Source organism: Terriglobia bacterium, from assembly GCA_020072815.1.
In the GTDB taxonomy this organism is placed as follows: Bacteria; Acidobacteriota; Terriglobia; order Terriglobales; family Acidobacteriaceae; genus Angelobacter.
This window is the reverse complement of sequence record JAIQGE010000017.1, coordinates 1-15339: the sequence shown is the minus strand read 5'-3', so window position 1 is coordinate 15339 and position 15339 is coordinate 1. Positions and strand designations below refer to the sequence as shown.

At 57.3% G+C, this 15339-nt stretch carries 13 protein-coding genes; 5 read left to right on the top strand and 8 right to left on the bottom strand.

Annotation, left to right across the window (positions count from 1 at the left end; genetic code table 11):
• Positions 1-916 precede the first annotated feature (916 nt).
• Positions 917-1525: a transposase gene (locus tag LAO20_18705; GenBank protein MBZ5533464.1), complete on the top strand. Its 609-nt coding sequence runs from the start codon at positions 917-919 to the stop codon at positions 1523-1525.
• Between the two features lie 405 nt (positions 1526-1930).
• Here LAO20_18705 and LAO20_18700 read toward each other — a convergent pair whose 3' ends face one another.
• The 5 genes from LAO20_18700 to LAO20_18680 form a co-directional block, all read right to left on the bottom strand.
• Complete coding sequence (locus tag LAO20_18700; protein ID MBZ5533463.1) at positions 1931-3490, bottom strand: ABC transporter permease; 1560 nt, start codon at positions 3488-3490, stop codon at positions 1931-1933.
• The gene (locus tag LAO20_18695) at positions 3454-4434 is read right to left on the bottom strand and encodes an ABC transporter permease (GenBank protein ID MBZ5533462.1); all 981 of its coding nucleotides are present in this window, start codon (positions 4432-4434) and stop codon (positions 3454-3456) included. The genes LAO20_18700 and LAO20_18695 overlap by 37 nt, the downstream gene beginning before the upstream one ends.
• Before the next feature lie 178 nt (positions 4435-4612).
• Complete coding sequence (locus LAO20_18690) at positions 4613-5131, bottom strand: nuclear transport factor 2 family protein (protein MBZ5533461.1); 519 nt, start codon at positions 5129-5131, stop codon at positions 4613-4615.
• Positions 5132-5225: 94 nt separating this feature from the next.
• Positions 5226-5744: a DinB family protein gene (locus tag LAO20_18685; GenBank protein MBZ5533460.1), complete on the bottom strand. Its 519-nt coding sequence runs from the start codon at positions 5742-5744 to the stop codon at positions 5226-5228.
• Between the two features lie 107 nt (positions 5745-5851).
• Complete coding sequence (locus tag LAO20_18680) at positions 5852-6232, bottom strand: Rid family detoxifying hydrolase (GenBank protein ID MBZ5533459.1); 381 nt, start codon at positions 6230-6232, stop codon at positions 5852-5854.
• A 178-nt stretch (positions 6233-6410) separates the two neighbouring features.
• On the opposite strand from LAO20_18680, the gene LAO20_18675 reads away from it, so the two are divergent.
• The 4 genes from LAO20_18675 to LAO20_18660 all read left to right on the top strand — a co-directional run bounded on the left by LAO20_18675 (position 6411) and on the right by LAO20_18660 (position 10123).
• A complete protein-coding gene (locus tag LAO20_18675; protein ID MBZ5533458.1) occupies positions 6411-7370 on the top strand; it encodes a LysR family transcriptional regulator in 960 nt (319 codons plus the stop codon).
• A gap of 202 nt (positions 7371-7572) precedes the next feature.
• Positions 7573-7740, top strand: coding sequence for a hypothetical protein (locus LAO20_18670; GenBank protein ID MBZ5533457.1), 168 nt, complete (start codon positions 7573-7575; stop codon positions 7738-7740).
• Between the two features lie 233 nt (positions 7741-7973).
• Positions 7974-8171 carry a hypothetical protein gene (locus tag LAO20_18665; GenBank protein ID MBZ5533456.1) on the top strand — a complete coding sequence of 66 codons (198 nt, stop codon included), beginning with the start codon at positions 7974-7976 and terminating at the stop codon, positions 8169-8171.
• Between the two features lie 350 nt (positions 8172-8521).
• Positions 8522-10123 carry an NAD(P)H-hydrate dehydratase gene (locus LAO20_18660; protein MBZ5533455.1) on the top strand — a complete coding sequence of 534 codons (1602 nt, stop codon included), beginning with the start codon at positions 8522-8524 and terminating at the stop codon, positions 10121-10123.
• A 16-nt stretch (positions 10124-10139) separates the two neighbouring features.
• Here LAO20_18660 and LAO20_18655 read toward each other — a convergent pair whose 3' ends face one another.
• From LAO20_18655 to LAO20_18645, 3 genes are all read right to left on the bottom strand, one after another.
• The gene (locus LAO20_18655; protein ID MBZ5533454.1) at positions 10140-10982 is read right to left on the bottom strand and encodes a Fic family protein; all 843 of its coding nucleotides are present in this window, start codon (positions 10980-10982) and stop codon (positions 10140-10142) included.
• Between the two features lie 18 nt (positions 10983-11000).
• A complete protein-coding gene (locus LAO20_18650) occupies positions 11001-11960 on the bottom strand; it encodes an SCO family protein (protein MBZ5533453.1) in 960 nt (319 codons plus the stop codon).
• A 151-nt stretch (positions 11961-12111) separates the two neighbouring features.
• Complete coding sequence (locus LAO20_18645; protein MBZ5533452.1) at positions 12112-14409, bottom strand: multicopper oxidase domain-containing protein; 2298 nt, start codon at positions 14407-14409, stop codon at positions 12112-12114.
• Positions 14410-15339 lie beyond the last annotated feature (930 nt).

The following is a 15339-nucleotide window of genomic DNA, read 5'->3' as shown; positions in this document are numbered from 1 at the left end:
ACCGGGAAAGTTCATTGTCATTGGACCACTTCATTTCAAAGCGCACCAGCACTGCATTTAGAGATTTCAGGAAGACAGATCACCTTCCACAATCTTGTGGTTTGGAAGCCAGTGAGCTACTGATCATCAGCATTAAGCGGGCCGCTTAGGAGCGCTCTCAGTCACGAGATGGTAATTTTAGGTGTTTAGCACCCATGTCCTCTCCACTCATCCCATTTGATTGGCAGCAGGTTGATCAAGCCCTGGCGAATCTAATGCCGCTTGAAGTGTCGCTGGAGATCCGAAGAGCTCATTCGCGAAGACGAGCAGTAAATCTATTACCTGAACATAGGGATGAGAATGGTGTGACAAAGCCCTCGGAACGTGTGGAGATGCAACTGCTGCGTTGGGACGAATGGTCCAGGAACTTCTGCGGCCTGCTTCATTCAAACGACGATGGACGGCTACAAGCAGGCCGTCGAAGCAACGAAACGCCAGGCACAAGCAGCTTTGGCGGACCTGATCATGCGCGCGGGAACGGCTTTTCACGCATGAATTTGACGAACGTTGTGGAGTGTTGTGGGAATTACGGCCAGGATGTCTCTAAGCCCTTGATTTTTTGGCGTCCCCGACGGGATTTGAACCCGTGTTACCGCCGTGAAAGGGAGTAATTCGCACAGCAATTCAAAGACTTAGCAGCATAGCAGGCGCACGGGCGGGACCGTAAAGACTGCTAAAGACAAGCTGCTGTTGTGGGATTGTTGTGGGAATCAACAGCGCAGAATTTCAACAAGCTCAAGTTCCTAAAGAGGACCATTCGCCGGTCACGGCGCCTTTGCCACTCCTAAGGCACGGCCACGGCCCGCGTCAACTGGTTCTACGTTCACCGGACAAACTGCATGCCCACCCGGCTCTGACTCGATTGAATCTAGTCCACTTGGCGGCCGAACCCCATCAGCCTATTCGATTCACAGAGCCTGCATTCTCAGAGTCAATCGAGATCACAACGAACGGAATCATCATCTCCGGCTTTGCCGCCTGGCATGATGCGGTCAGCGAGGGTCAAGCAATCCTTGAGTGCATTGAGCACGTGCTCACTGACGAACAGGCGCTTGAGTTCATCATTCGCCACCATCGGCCTCGGCGGGCGTGGAACAATTTTGTTCGGGTCGTGCTCGCGCTGGAGCTGGAGCCGCACTTTCAAAAGAAAGCGCTTGCCAATCAGATCGCCGGGGGCAAGTACAAAAGGCTAAGGCGTATCGTAACGGTGAAGTATGCGCTCAAAGAGTTTATCGAACGATGGATTAAGCAGCTTCCTGATCCCTATCGGCACGCCATACGGTATTTTGGACTGTTTGCTCCCCGGGTCGTAAGCCAAAACTTCTCAACAATCTTCTCGATCATCGGCCAGGTACGACGACCGCGCCCCAAACGCCTCCCTTGGGCTCTTTCCATCAAGCGGGACTTCGGGTGGGACCCGCTGCTCGACCACTCGGGTCGCCGGATGCAGTGGGTACGCCGGCTACCACCGATACTGGCGGAATGATTTTAAAGCTCCGTATAAAGTCAGGGTAACAGACTGCATTGGTTTGCCCGCCTGCCGAGAAATCCCACCTCCAAAAACGCTCTTTCGACTCCCCGTTGTTTTCTTGCCCCGTTACATCGCTCGGAGCGCTTGTGCGGTTCCGGTGTCGAACCTGAGTGCTGAGTGCTGCATTAGCGGAGTTTTGTTTTTCCTATACTTCGAGACGGACGTACCGATAAACAGATATTGGCTTCCTACTCCTTCATGCGAGCGAATTTAAAGGCAAAGAACCGGATTGCCGTCCGATGCCGGCCAGACTTCGCGCCCCAGCTCACCATCATTTTTTCAATGGTTGAGGGCATGGCTCCCGGCGCCATGCGGACTCTCGTGCGCCCGCCGACCGACCATGTAGGTCAAACGGCGAGTTCATGCCTCGCGCAAGGCAATCATTGGGTTCACTTTCGTCGCGCGGCGTGCTGGGAGATAGCTAGCCAGCGCGGCCACTGCCAGCAAAAGCAGAGGCACGATCAGAAACACAGCCGGATCATGGGGGCGCACCCCATAGAGCAAACTTGCCATCATGGACGCAGTGGCTGCAGAAAAGACCAATCCGGCAACGATGCCCACGCCAGCAAGCGCGACCCCCTTGCGCAAGTACATCCTCAGAATGTCGTCCCGCCGCGCACCCAGGGCCATGCGGATACCGATCTCGCGCGATCTTTGGCTGACCATGTAGGCCAGCAAACCGTAAATTCCGATCGAGGCCAGCAAGAGCGCCCCACCCGCAAATCCCGCTACCAAATTCGCCGAAAACCTGCGCGATGCCAGCGATGCATCCAGTACCTCATCCATCGAGGTGACGTTGAACACCGGCAGCCCCGGATCCAGGCTCTGAATCGCGCCGCGAATTTGCGCCTCCAGCTTGCTCGCCGGCAACGAAGTTCGCAGCGCCAAGCTCAACGTCCGCCCGACGAATTGATTCAGCGGGACATAGAGGTGCGGCACGCCATCGACATCGAGCCCGTCGTGCTTGATATCTTTCACCACGCCCACCACGGTGCTCCACGGATTCACAGGATTCTGCCCGAAACGCAACCGGATACGCAGGCGCCGGCCCACCGGATCATGATCCGGCCACCAGTAGCGCCTTGCCGTCGCCTCATCGATGATTACCACGGGCAGTTTGCCGTTCTCGTCGGCTTCGGTGAAAAAGCGGCCTTCCACCAGCGGTGTTTGTATCACCCGAAAATAATCCGGGCTGATGCGGATAATTTCGGCGCTCAAATCTCCCGAGGATTCCGTGGGCCGGTCTTCGATTGCCAGCGAATTGTGATTCGTGGCGCCGTAGGCCGCCGAATCGTTGTTAATTGTGTCGGCGGCCGGCAAATTGGACGTAATCGCCGCCAACTCCACGCCGGGAATCGCGTTCGCGCGCCGCAGCAGTTCGCGATTAAACGGAATCTGCTGCGCGAAGGTGTGATATGAATCGAGCTGCGGATTATTCGGGTTCGGCAGATAGATATTCGCCGTCACCACTTGCGATGGATTGAAGCCCGGATTCTGCCGCAACAAATCGCGCAGCGTTTCCAATAGGAGCCCTGCGCCGACCATCAGCACTACCGCAAAAGCCAGCTGCGACACCATCAGCGCATCGCGCATGCGCCCGGCCTTCGCACTGTAGCCCGAGCCGCGCGAGCCCTCGCGCATCGTGCTCGCAAGTCCCGCCTTCGAGGAATGAATCGCGGGAGCCAGCCCAAACAGTAGCCCGGTCGCGACCGAAATCAGTAACGCAAATCCCAGCACCCGCCAATCAATGTTTACTTCGCCCAGCCGCGGAAGATTCGCAGGCACAAATCGCAAGACGACTTTCAGCGTAATCGCCGCCGTCGTGAGCCCTGCGATTCCCCCGATGAAAGCCAGCAACAGCGATTCGGTGAGCATCTGCCGAATCATTCTGCCGCCGCTCGCTCCCATCGCCGCGCGCACTGCCATCTCTTGCTGTCGTCCAGAGGCGCGCGCCAGAAGCAGGCTCCAATGTTTAGAGACACGACGAAAACGATTAAGATTACGGCAGCCATCAACACGACCAGCATCGGCCGAACCTTGCCCACCAACGATTGCTGCAACGGCAGAATCTCAATCGTCCATTCGGCTTGCGGAGGGTAATCATTCGCAAATTCGCGACGCAAATTAGCAGTCAGGGCATCAAGCCGCGCCTGAGCTTGCGCTGGGGTGAGGCCCGGCTTGAGACGACCGATTGCCCCTGGTAGTATGCGCAGACCACGCGCTGGCGCTGGGTACGGATCGCCACTGAATCCGCAGGTAATCCACACCTCCACGGCTGGAATGGTCGGTCCGGGGTGGCGAAATCCGGGAGAAAGTACACCTACAATGGTGTATAGATCGTTATCGAGGCGGAGGCTGCGGCCGAGGACGCCAGGATCAGCCCCATAAGATCGGCGCCACAAGGCATCGCTGATCACGACCACGGGCGCGAAACCGAGCGCGAAGTCCTGGTGACCAAATAAGCGCCCTAGTTCGGGAGTGGCGCCGAGCATGGAAAAATATTTGGGAGAAACCTCGACCATTTCCAAATGTTCGGGCTGTTCGGCGCCGGTCAGGTTTGTGGGGCCCGAAACGATGACACTCACATCTTCGAACACATCCGTCTGCGTTCTAAGATCGTCGAATTCCGGAACGGAAAACCGAACGCCCCGCAATCCTACCCCTGGGTTGTTAAAGTAGATCCTTACGAGACGGTCGGGGTCGGGGAACGGAAGAGAACGGAGCAGCACGGCGTTCACGATGCTGAAAATGGCCGTGTTGGCTCCCACGCCCAGAGCCAGCGTCAGGACAGCCACGATCGTGAATGTGGGCTTCTTAACCAGCATGCGCAGACCATAGCGAACATCCTGAAGTAAAGTCCCCATGAAGACACTCCTCTCGATCGATAACCTCGGAATCACAGAAAGGCGAATTCCCCGACTTGGAACCAATCAGTTGGGGTCATTTCCGTCTGTCCTAGATTTCGCTGATTTCACTTTCTTCAGCGGTCCGGCGCAACCATCAGGCGGATGCTCGCCTTGTTCTCTGGAGCGCTGTTGGCTGTCAGCTGTGACTATCAATAGTCCAGACAACGGACAAGATCTTCCACTGCCCATCAATTTTGCACACTTGCCAGACTTCGAGGCCTGAATGGTGAACCTTGTCGTTGATGTCAAAATCGTAATTAAATGTCACCAGCCCTAGAGGGCCGTCCTGGCGAATCTCGATGTTGCGAAATCTCTCTTCGAGTTTGTCCTTCGACGTAGCGAGGAGTTTTGCAAATCCATCCAGCTGGCTCGGTCCAATCCCATCGAACTGGGCGTTATATTTGCGGGCGCTATCAATCTCTTCCTGGGTGTTGGTGTGATGAAAGAGCACATCAGGGTTCAGCACGAGCTTCGTTAGGGCGTACCCGTCCTTGCGAATAATATCCTGACGGAACTGCTCCAATACGCCACGAATCTTCGTGAGGTCATCGCCGTTGGAGTTGAATTTGGGTTCCGCGTCCTGCGCCGACGCTTGAGAAACCAAGCCACACATAAGGAGTGCAAGAAATACCGTGCCCATTCTCTTTTTATTCATATGCCATTTTCCTTTCAGATCTTGACTTGGAGGTTGGATCGCTGGGGACTACCGATTCCGTGCACGCAACACTTTACGGAGGAGATCGGCACTCTTACTTGGACCAGGGCGGAACCACGCCGTTGCTGCGCGCGTACGCGATGGACTGCCCCAGATGCTCGTGTTGATCTTCGAGAATCAGCATCAGCGCGCCCTGCTTCGTCATGTCTCTTCCGAACAGTTTCACCGGCGCCTGCAGGTCGTTGTCGGAAAGTCCCGTAATCGCTTTTTGCAGATTGACGTAAGAAGCCTTCAGGGCTTCCTGCATTTTCTCCGGATCGGTGATGGGCGCGGGCTTTGCCCCCGTATTCGGTGTGCCCGAAAGCACGCCGGCGAGCACGCCGTTCTCCACAACGATCAGGTTGAACACGTCGCCGACGGAGCGAACGCCCTGGCCCGGCTTCCAGTCGTACTTGCCCGACATAACGCGCGCGAGTCCGGTGAATTTGTCGGAAAGCGTTCCGGCATCTTTTGCGAAGGCAGCCTGTATTCCTGCCGACTGCGCCTGCGCCAACGGCACCATCAGAGCGACCGCAAGCGCGCACAGTCCGTACTGAGTCAGAATCTTCTTCATGTGGAACTCCTCTCCGTCACTCAACGCCTCGTGCTACCCGTAACGCCGAATGAAAAAATCGACGATTTGAAATGCGCACTTCATGAGATCGACCTCCATGCGCCGCCTCAGGCCTTGACAACGAGATCGATCTCGACGCAGGCCCCAAGTGGTAGCGCGGCAGCCGCGATCGTCGTGCGGGCGGGAAAGGGCTGACTGAAATATTTTGCGTAGATGCCATTCATCGCGGCGAAGTCAGTCATGTTCGTGAGAAACACACCGGCGCGCACGACATCATCAAAACTCTTGCTGGCCGCCTTCAGAACCGCCGATAGGTTTTGGAAGACGCGCTCCGTCTCGGGCACAATGCCCCCCTCGACCACCTTGCCAGTGGCCGGGTCTTGGGCGACCTGTCCGCTGAAGAAGAGGAAACCATCGATTTTGACTGCCTGGGAAAATGGGCCGACCGGCGGCGCGAGTTCAGGCGAGGTAATTGCGGTCTTGCTCATAGCAACTCCTGTAGCTACTTCCGTAGCTGATCAATCTCTACAAACGCACGAATCCCATGTAGTATCGCTGGACAACCAACATTCAACAAGTTCATTATTGTCACAATGATGTTGCTGTTTTCGCACGATTCTGCTATTGGTTGGGGGGAGGTTTCAGGAGTTACTTTAGGAGGATCTCGTGCTCGACGATTTACACGCGCTCGTAGAGTTTGCCAAGGCCGGGTCCATTGCCGGCGCAGCTGATCGTCTATTCCGGACACCATCGGCTATAACCCGGCAACTGCAAAGGCTGGAGGCTGAATTGGGTGCTGAGTTACTCGACCGCTCAACGAAGCCGCCGCGCCTGAACTCGCTGGGCTCCAGGGTGCTTGAGCGAGCGCGAGATATGTTGCAGCGGACGGAGGCGCTGAGATCTCTTGCGTCGCCCGACGCCGAACCTCACGGCCTCTTGCGCATCGGGCTCGCGCATGCCCTGGCCGAGGGGACGCTTATCGAACCTATTCGGGCGCTGACTGAAAAATACTCCAAGGTCCAACTGCGGCTGTTGAGCGGACTTACCGGTGAATTGTTCAACCGGCTGCTTGCCGGTGAACTCGACGTTGCTGCCGTGTTTTTGCCCGAAGGTAAAACCGCGCCTCCACCTCTTTTGACAAATATCATCGCTCGCGACCATATGGAGATCGTTCAAGGCGCCGCAGGCAACGTGGGCGGTGATTGGGAAAGTTTGGGCAGAGCACCTTGGGTGCTCAATCCGCCCGGGTGCTTGCTTCGGGCAAGCCTCATCGATCAGATGGAGCGTGCCGGCGTCACCCCCACGATTGCAGCCGAAATCCACCACAACGTACATTTGCATCTAGCACTCATTCAGTCAGGATATGGAGTCGGGCTGCTGCCGGCTCGCTTTATTGCCAGGAAAGAATTCATAGGCACAGTTGAAGTGTTGCGCCCCCCGTCATTTGAGTTGCACTTGTCCGTCGCAATAGTGCGGGTTGGACAACTCGGCGCTTTGGAGAGGGCTGTCGAACTGTTGGAACTCGGCATTCGGCATTTGTTTGAGGCAGCCAACACCACGAAGCCCGTAACGAGGAGCCGAAGGGGTGTGCCCGCGAATCGGCGGAAGTCGCAATCGCGCAAGTAGTCGCCGCGCACATCCGAAATCTCAAATGCGTACTTCATGAGATCGACCACCATGCCCCACCTCAGGCCTTGACAATGAGATCGATCTCGACGCAGGCCCCAAGAGGCCCCTTCCGCGGTATTCCGCAGCCATTCAAGAGATCACTGAGAAGACTTGGACCGAAGGCAAGGGGGAGAACGCCCGGCCGGTGCGCGAGATCAAATTGAAACTGACCCCAGCCAAACATGCCGCCCTGGAGAGCCTGCGGAAGTACTTGACCGGCGACGAAGACGCGGAGATGACGCCGGAGCAGAAGAAAGACCGCCTGAATTACCTGCTGCAGAAGGCTGGGTTTGTACGGCCAGAGGGCAGAAACGAGCATGTGCAGTAATGTCAGACCTGAACAACTTGAATGCCGAGGAGCAAGCCGAACTGCAGAAGCTTCTGGAGCACGAAGAAGTGGTTGAGCCGCCCACGGTTGTTTTTACAATTAGACACATCGGTAGCAACCTTCCCCCGGAGACTCTGCCACCGATCTACCCACCCTGGTGGAAGGGACGTGAATGGTGGGACTCTCTGCCCATTGCAAAGCGCTGAGAACTGGCCGCAAAGAGGTAACCACAGATGCCACAGTCCAATGTGAACGGACTCACCGAGCAAGAGCAGCGAGAACTTTTGCGTCTCCTGGAAGAGGAGCAGGAGTACACGCTGGTCATCATCCACAGCATACCCCGTCCACGCCCGCTGCCAGGGCAGACTCCGCCAGATATGACCCCAGACGGGAAGCATTACGTCCTCCGCATACCGATCACGAGCAAATAGTTCCTTCGTCAGCCACTGCACTGCAGGGCAGCGTTGCCGCTGACGACCGCCGATGGAACGTTACTTTCTCTTCTTGCGCAGGGGGCAAACGGACTCGAAAGGTGTAATCGCTTGCGTATAGCCGGTCGACCGATTACGTGCTCGAAACCTTAAATGGCGCTTCCCACAAGCCCGTTTCTGGACAGCGCCACCGCTGAGAGCGCCCGGATTACTTCCGCATTGCCAACCACACGTCCGGAACGGAGTCGGGCACCTGGCGCAGCGCTTGGTCCTGCGGCCTCGGCTTTGTATACTGCACACGCCGGGAAACCCGGTCCGCTGAAACTTCAGCGGTGGCACTTTGGTCCGCGATGAGAATCCTTACTTGCGATGAAGTGCGTCAAGCGGCGCTTCAGGTGGCCAGTGGGCCGCAGGTTTCCACGTTGCTACTCAAACAGCGGGCGGGTTATGCCGCAGCGCAGTTTTGCTTGGCTCATTTTAAGTTCCGGTCCGTCTGTGTAGTATGCGGGGAAAGCGAAATTGGCGGCGCGGGATTAGCTGCGGCTCAGGCCTTGTCTCGAGTTTCCGAAGATGTCTTTGTCATGCTTCTGGCAACAGCGCTGGGCGAACTGAATCCGGACGCACAAGCCCTTAGCTCGCAACTCGCTGCTGGTCCGATATGGCTAGGCGACGAAGCCGGTTTCGAATCGGAAGCAGTTCAACAAGCGCTTGCTGCCGACCTGATTATCGACGCCATTGCCGGTTGCGGGTCCCCCCTCCCGCTGGATGGCCTGGCCTTGCGAGCTGTAAGAGCAATCAACGATGTATCCGGCACAGTCGTTTCTCTCGATCTTCCCGCTGGAGTTGACGGTGACGGCAAGGCTCCCATGCTCGAGAACGCCTCTGATCTGGTGTTCGCCCACGGAATCGTCACCTTCGTCGCCCCGAAACCGGCGCATGTTTTCGGTGAGTTGACCTCAGGTCCCGTCGCGGTGAGCGAACTGGGCGTACAGCCCGCACTCGTTTCCAACCAAACAAGATTGGAGGTCGTCACCGCCCAGGAAGTGGGAATCACATTTCCTCCGCGAACCGGCGACTCACACAAAGGGGATTTTGGGCACGTGTTGGTGATTGCAGGTTCGCGCGGCAAGGCCGGGGCCGCCGGCCTTGCGGGAATGGCGGCGCTATGCGCCGGAGCGGGCCTGGTGACTGTCGCGTGCCCAGAATCAATTCAGCAGACCGTTGCCGGCTTTGCTCCAGAACTCATGACGGAAGGCCTGCCAGAAACAGATAGCGGCACGATTGCCCTCGATGCAGCCGGGAAAATGGATTCGCTCCTGGCTGGGAAAGACGCTATTGTTCTCGGTCCAGGGATATCGGGCAATCATCAGACAGCAGAGTATGTGCGGAATCTCGTGGCTGGTTGTCGGCTGCCGCTAGTCCTCGATGCCGACGGCCTGAATGCATTCGCCGGACATTATGGCGAACTGAAGCCGCGCGGTGACGCAGCGCCCTTCCGCGTCCTCACGCCCCATCCCGGAGAGGCTGCGCGGCTGACCGGAACCACGATCAAAGATGTCCAGGCAGACAGGGTTGGAGTTGCCCGCCACATCTCGCGTGAGACCGGCTCCTGCGCGGTGCTTAAGGGATGGAGAACGATCATCTCTGGCGCATCAGGAGAAACCTGGATCAACATGACAGGCAATCCCGCCATGGCCAAAGGTGGGGCGGGTGACGTTCTTTCCGGCATCATTGGCGCGGCGCTGGCCAGGCGAAGAGAGACCTCATCCGCTTTTCTTCACGACCTGCACGTTGCCGCCGCTGTTTATCTGCACGGGCTCACAGGCGACCTTTCCCGCGATATTCTCCATGAAAACACCGTGCTCGCCACTGACCTGCTGGAAAATCTTGCCGAGGCATTCCGTGACTGCGAGTCACAGATTGAACGGGGCTTGTTCTATCTGCACAAATGATGCTCTAAACGACTACTCAAAGAAAAACTGCCGAGCGATGAGTCATCTGACCGAATCTCCTAGAGCGTTTCCGGTGTGCTGCCGCTATCAGCGTCTCGCGGTCGACGATTCGGTTCAGTTTCATCTTCACAAAACTGTCAATGCTCCTTAACTCCATCACAAATCCTTGCATGCCAAAAGCGACGAACTGGGTCAGATCAAACGGAGGGGATAGCAGCCAGCAGCGGTGAAGAAGCGTGTGGTACTCGATGTCATTCTGGTAGAAGTATGCGGAGAAGGCGTAAAACCCGCCGTGCACGTTGTAGCCGCGCTGGGAGAGAAGTCCCGCGGTGAGCAGGCGGGAGACTCTCCCATTCGCATCATCAAACGGGTGGATGGTCACCAGGAAGAAGTGGGCCACAAGGGCGTGCATGACAGGATGTAGTTTCAGCGATTTTTCGCTGGTGATGAACTGGATGTATTGTTCCATCAACCTTGGCAGGCTCTCCGCAGGCGCTCCCAGGTGCAGACCGCCCACCTCGCGCCGTCCCACCTGAACGGGCAGGGTCCGCAAAGTTCCGGGCGTGCACTCCGGGTTGGTTGGGTCGGCGGCGATGCGGTGCATGGTCAGCAGATCGTCCAGGGAAAGCGGAGCGCTCGCCGGGGTAAAACGCTCGGTCACCCAGGCGCGCGCCTGGGCCAGGTGGGCGGCCTTCAGGTTCTCTGATGAATTTGAATCAGGCCGGACCGGCTGTTCCCGCCATTGCGGCGGAAGCACACGCGTAACGGCAGCCTGCCGGTAGGACTCAATGGCCGCGATGTGCGGCATGAGCCGAGCAAGATCAAGGCGGTAATCGAATTCAAATGCAGGCCAATACATCAGAGTTGCCGGAGTTCCTTATTTGGGCTGAGGCTGCGCGCTTGCGCCGCCTCCCGTTTTTGCGGCTGCCCCTTCCCGGTCGTGGGCCGAGGTTTGCGACACCATATAGGCGATCAGGATGTTGATTTCCTCGTCGCTCAGGCGCAGGTTCGGCATCTTTACGTTCTTATATTTTTCATTTAGCGCCAAAGTGAGCGGATCTTTGTCAGCCAGCATCTGGTCCGGTTTCAGGAGCTTCTGTACCAACCAATCGCGATTGCGCACGTTGGTCACGCCCAGCAGGTCCGGCCCGATCTTGTCACCGTTGCCGATGGTGTGGCAGGGGGCACACTGCCGCGTGTAAAGGTACTGTCCCTTGTCGAAGTTGAGCTTTGCCGCCTGGGCAGGAGCGGACGGCTGCGTCAGCTTTGCGTTTTTGTAGTTGTCAATAAACTCGCCGAGCATCTGCGAAAGAAAACGCGGGTTGTCGAGCGCGGAGTTGCGCATCCACTGGCCCATGGGCTCATTCCCGATCAGAAGATGAGGCGTGTGCCCGTCCAGGCTAACGGCGGGATCGGAGTAAAGCCCGAGTCTCTTGCTGAGGAAATCAATCTCGTCCTTCTTGCCGGTGAGAAACAGCCATCCTGGGCCAACGTGGTATTTCTCGGCGTACTCCTTCAGGACTTCGGGCGTGTCGCGCTTGGGATCAATGCTGATGGAATAGAAAAAGATATCTTTTCCAACCCGGTCGCCGAGCAGTTTCTGCACCTGCACCAGCCGCGCGGTTTCAAGCGGGCAGGAATACTCGCAATGGGTGTAGATCAGGTTAATGGCCACGATCTTGTCTTTGATCAGATCGTCGTAAAAATGAACTTTCTTCCCGTCCTGAGTGGTGAGTTCGATATTGGGAAAACGGTCGGCAGGCAGGCGGTCCGCTAATACCGATGGCGCGAATAAGGCCGCGATGATGGCCGCTAGTAATGCAAAACTGCCCAGCAGGAATACAAACTGTTTGCGCAACATTTCCAACCTCCTTGCAGTCCTCGGAAGCGGGTCCCGCCCACACGCGATGCGGAAGCAGGACCCGCAACTTCCCTTATCTGATGGCTAGGTGCCCGGCGCCCACACCCATGGCGCGCGCCGGGGTTGGTCAGAATGCATTCGCAAGAATGTCGTCCGGTGATTGGAACGTTACTCCCGTCGGCCGGGGAATCGGGGTTGGGAGCGGGTTCAGGAACACGCCTCCGGCGTTGTTGATCTCCCAGCGCATGAGCATGGCGTTGTCTTCGTGCTCGGTGTTGTGGCAGTGTTCCATGAACATGCCGCCCCAGTCACGGAACTGCATGGTGATGGTGACGCTTCCGCTGGGACGCAGGCGATACACATCCTTGCGGCCTTTCTCCCACGCCGGAACCTGGCTGGCCTGTCCGTTGCGCGCGAGAGTCTGGCCTTCTTCAAAGTGGATGTGGATGGGATGGTCCCAGTTACGGCCTCCCTGCAGGGTCCAGACCTCTCGCGTGCCGAACTTCGGCGCCGATGAGATGCGGCCGAAGTCGGCTTTGAGCGCCGAGCCTCCCCGGTGCCTGCTGCTACCTCCAGTGTTTTCCACCCCGATACCCCAATCACCGCCGCCGGTGTACGACGTGATGGGATCGTTGGTGGTCTGGTTGGCCCGGTCGTCGAAGACCATGGTGCGTTGCCGGGCGATCGGAATGGCCGACAAGTCAGGATTCGGGATGAGCGTGGCCAGTACCTGACTCTGATCAGCCTGGGCAGGGTTCCGCACGATCTTGAATCGTAGACACCTGCCGACGCACGGGTCGCTGGACGAACCAGCCAGTGCCTGCGATACGGAGAGTATCTGGCCCGGCAGCGCGCCGTCTGTTTGCTCCTGCAAGTTAACCAGGTCTACGGTTTGGTTAATGCTGTAGCGGGAGAAATCAATGACGATGTCATACCGCTCGGCGATGCCTAACTGGTCAAGCTGGGTCAGGGTCACCGGGTTGGGAAGCAGATTGCCGTCATTGCCGATCTGGATCATGGCTGAGCTGTCACTCAGCGCGAATACAAAGAAGCGCGACACGGCGGCGTTCAGAAGGCGGAACCGGTACTTGCGCCGTTCCACCTCGAAGAACGGCCTGTAGGTGAGATTCACAGTCATGGCGTCGCCCAGGAAACCGTTGAAGGCCAGGATGTCCATGGCGAGCTGGCCGTTGGCGTCCCAGGCTTTGTCGGCGAACATGAGGTTGACGTCGTAGTCCACGTTGCCCCAGTCTTTGGTGGTGCCGCTGGGCAACCGCAGGTTGACGCCGTCGTTGATCCCTTCGTTTCCGCGATCGAGCGAACTGTAAATGTTGTTCATCGCAGCGATGCCTTTGTACACGTTCTGCGCTGTAAAGCTGAACATGTGATCGTGGAACCAGTGCGAGCTCATGGTCTCATGCCAGTCGCCCGCGACCTTGTTGATACCGCCGCTGCCGTCCGGCGCGCCGGCCTTCGGATCGGTGGCTGTGGTGTTGATAGTAGTAAATCCGCCCAGCACCCACGGCCAGTGATAGTCATAGAACTGGTTGGGAAAGAAATAGGCGCCGGTGAAGCCGTCGTTCTCCGCCCCATGATGGCCATTGTGTTCGTGAGTAGAGATGGTATTCCGGCCGAAGCCGTTGTTCTGGGTCACGTCCGCGGGCAGCCGGTTGTGGTTGCGGAAAAGCACCGGCTCTCCGTAACGGACTTGCCCCAGCTTGGGCGGAACCGTCCCGTTGAACGTCCATACGGAATTGGCTTGTTGCGTGGGCAATCCGGGATGGAATTTCAACGGTATGGGCTGCGTCGGATCAATGCCGGAGTTCAGGCTGGAGGGAACGCCGGGATTGTAAGTGGTACTGGTGGCAGCCTGCGCCGTGTTGACCTCAATCGCAATCTGCGGAGCAAACTGGGTAAACCTCTGGTGTGCCCAAATCGCTCCTGGTGGACGCCCTTCGATGGGTCCTGTCAGTCCCGTCTGTCCGCCGACCAGCTTGGGATCGAGCGGCTGCTGTGTTTGGTTGGATTGTGCCTCGGGAACGGGATTCAAGTTCGCAACCGGGATGCGCGGCAATAGGTCAAAGCGCGGCATTGGTGTGGTAAATGGCTGCACGCCAAACAGCGGGCTCTTCGGCAGCCCGGTGGGGACGCCACTGCCGCTTCCCCGGCTGCCGCCGAAGCTGCTGAAGCTGGCCGTCTGCGCGTTCACCGGCTGGACAAAGGGGTTCAGCCCGCCGATGGGCGCCAGAATGCCCGCCGATGTGAACAGCCCCCATTTGACCAGTTCCCGCCGCGAAACTTGGCCGTGTGATAAAGCTTTGGTGATCTCTGCTCGGTTTCTGCGTGCGTCTTCTGCCGCTCGCAGCCTTGCTCTGTCAGACTTTTCCGAAAGCCAGAAATGGTCATTGTCGTCTCTGCGACCCATGTGTTTCTCCTTGGTGTTTGATTCCTTCTCCACCTGGGGCCTGCAGCCGCAAGAATCTCGGCTGGTTGAGATTTCTTCTGCCGTTGGGGGAACGTCGCGCAACAAACTCTGCTACGCGCGGGATTGACCGAGGCGTCCAGAGCGGTCAGGGGAAGAGGACCGCGCTCCGTGCGGTTACGATTTACGTATGAGGAGAAGCCTAAGAATAATGAGGTCAAACGCGCACTTTAGACCGCGATCCCTGCAAACGAGGTTCGAACGCGGATGACGGAACCCAAAGACGGTCGTCTGTGAGTGCGTGCTTAACATATCGGCTCCGGAAGTTATGCCGAGTGGCTTGTTGAGAGAAGCCACAACCCCTTTTCCTGCCCAGCCTTCAAAACGGAGGCTGGCTCGGGAAACCCTCTCTGGCAAAGGGCCAGAGACTCGCGAGAGAGGTCCCTTTAGAAGCGGCCAGATGTTAGTCCTGGCTAATAATCGTGTCAAGACAAATTGTTAAAATGCCTTAATCCATTAGCAAGCCTGCGGGCTAAAAGTTCGTCGGAAAAAGACCACAGTGTAAAGCCTTGAAACCGGCGTCTCACACTGGCAAAGTGCGATGCAGGATTGCTTGTTTGTTTTAGATATCTCCAAGGTCCGGTTTGTTCCTGGGAATCTTTGCTTTTTCGCAGGCGCCATCTGGCATGACTCTCATGTCGTTCCAAAAGGCTGCCAGCGAGAGCTTGGTCAAGTAGCTGATTCTAAGACACTCAGACAACCAAAGTGCAGCGTTTCAAAAGCAGATGAGACTATTGAAAAACTCGGCTGCACATCCGGGTTTTGTTGTTGGTGATGATCATCAAGTGTGCTAATGAGATGTTCAGGAGGAGCACACCAGATGATGGGTGAACAATCCCGGACCGAGTCACTGTTCTACTACTTCCGTCTGGA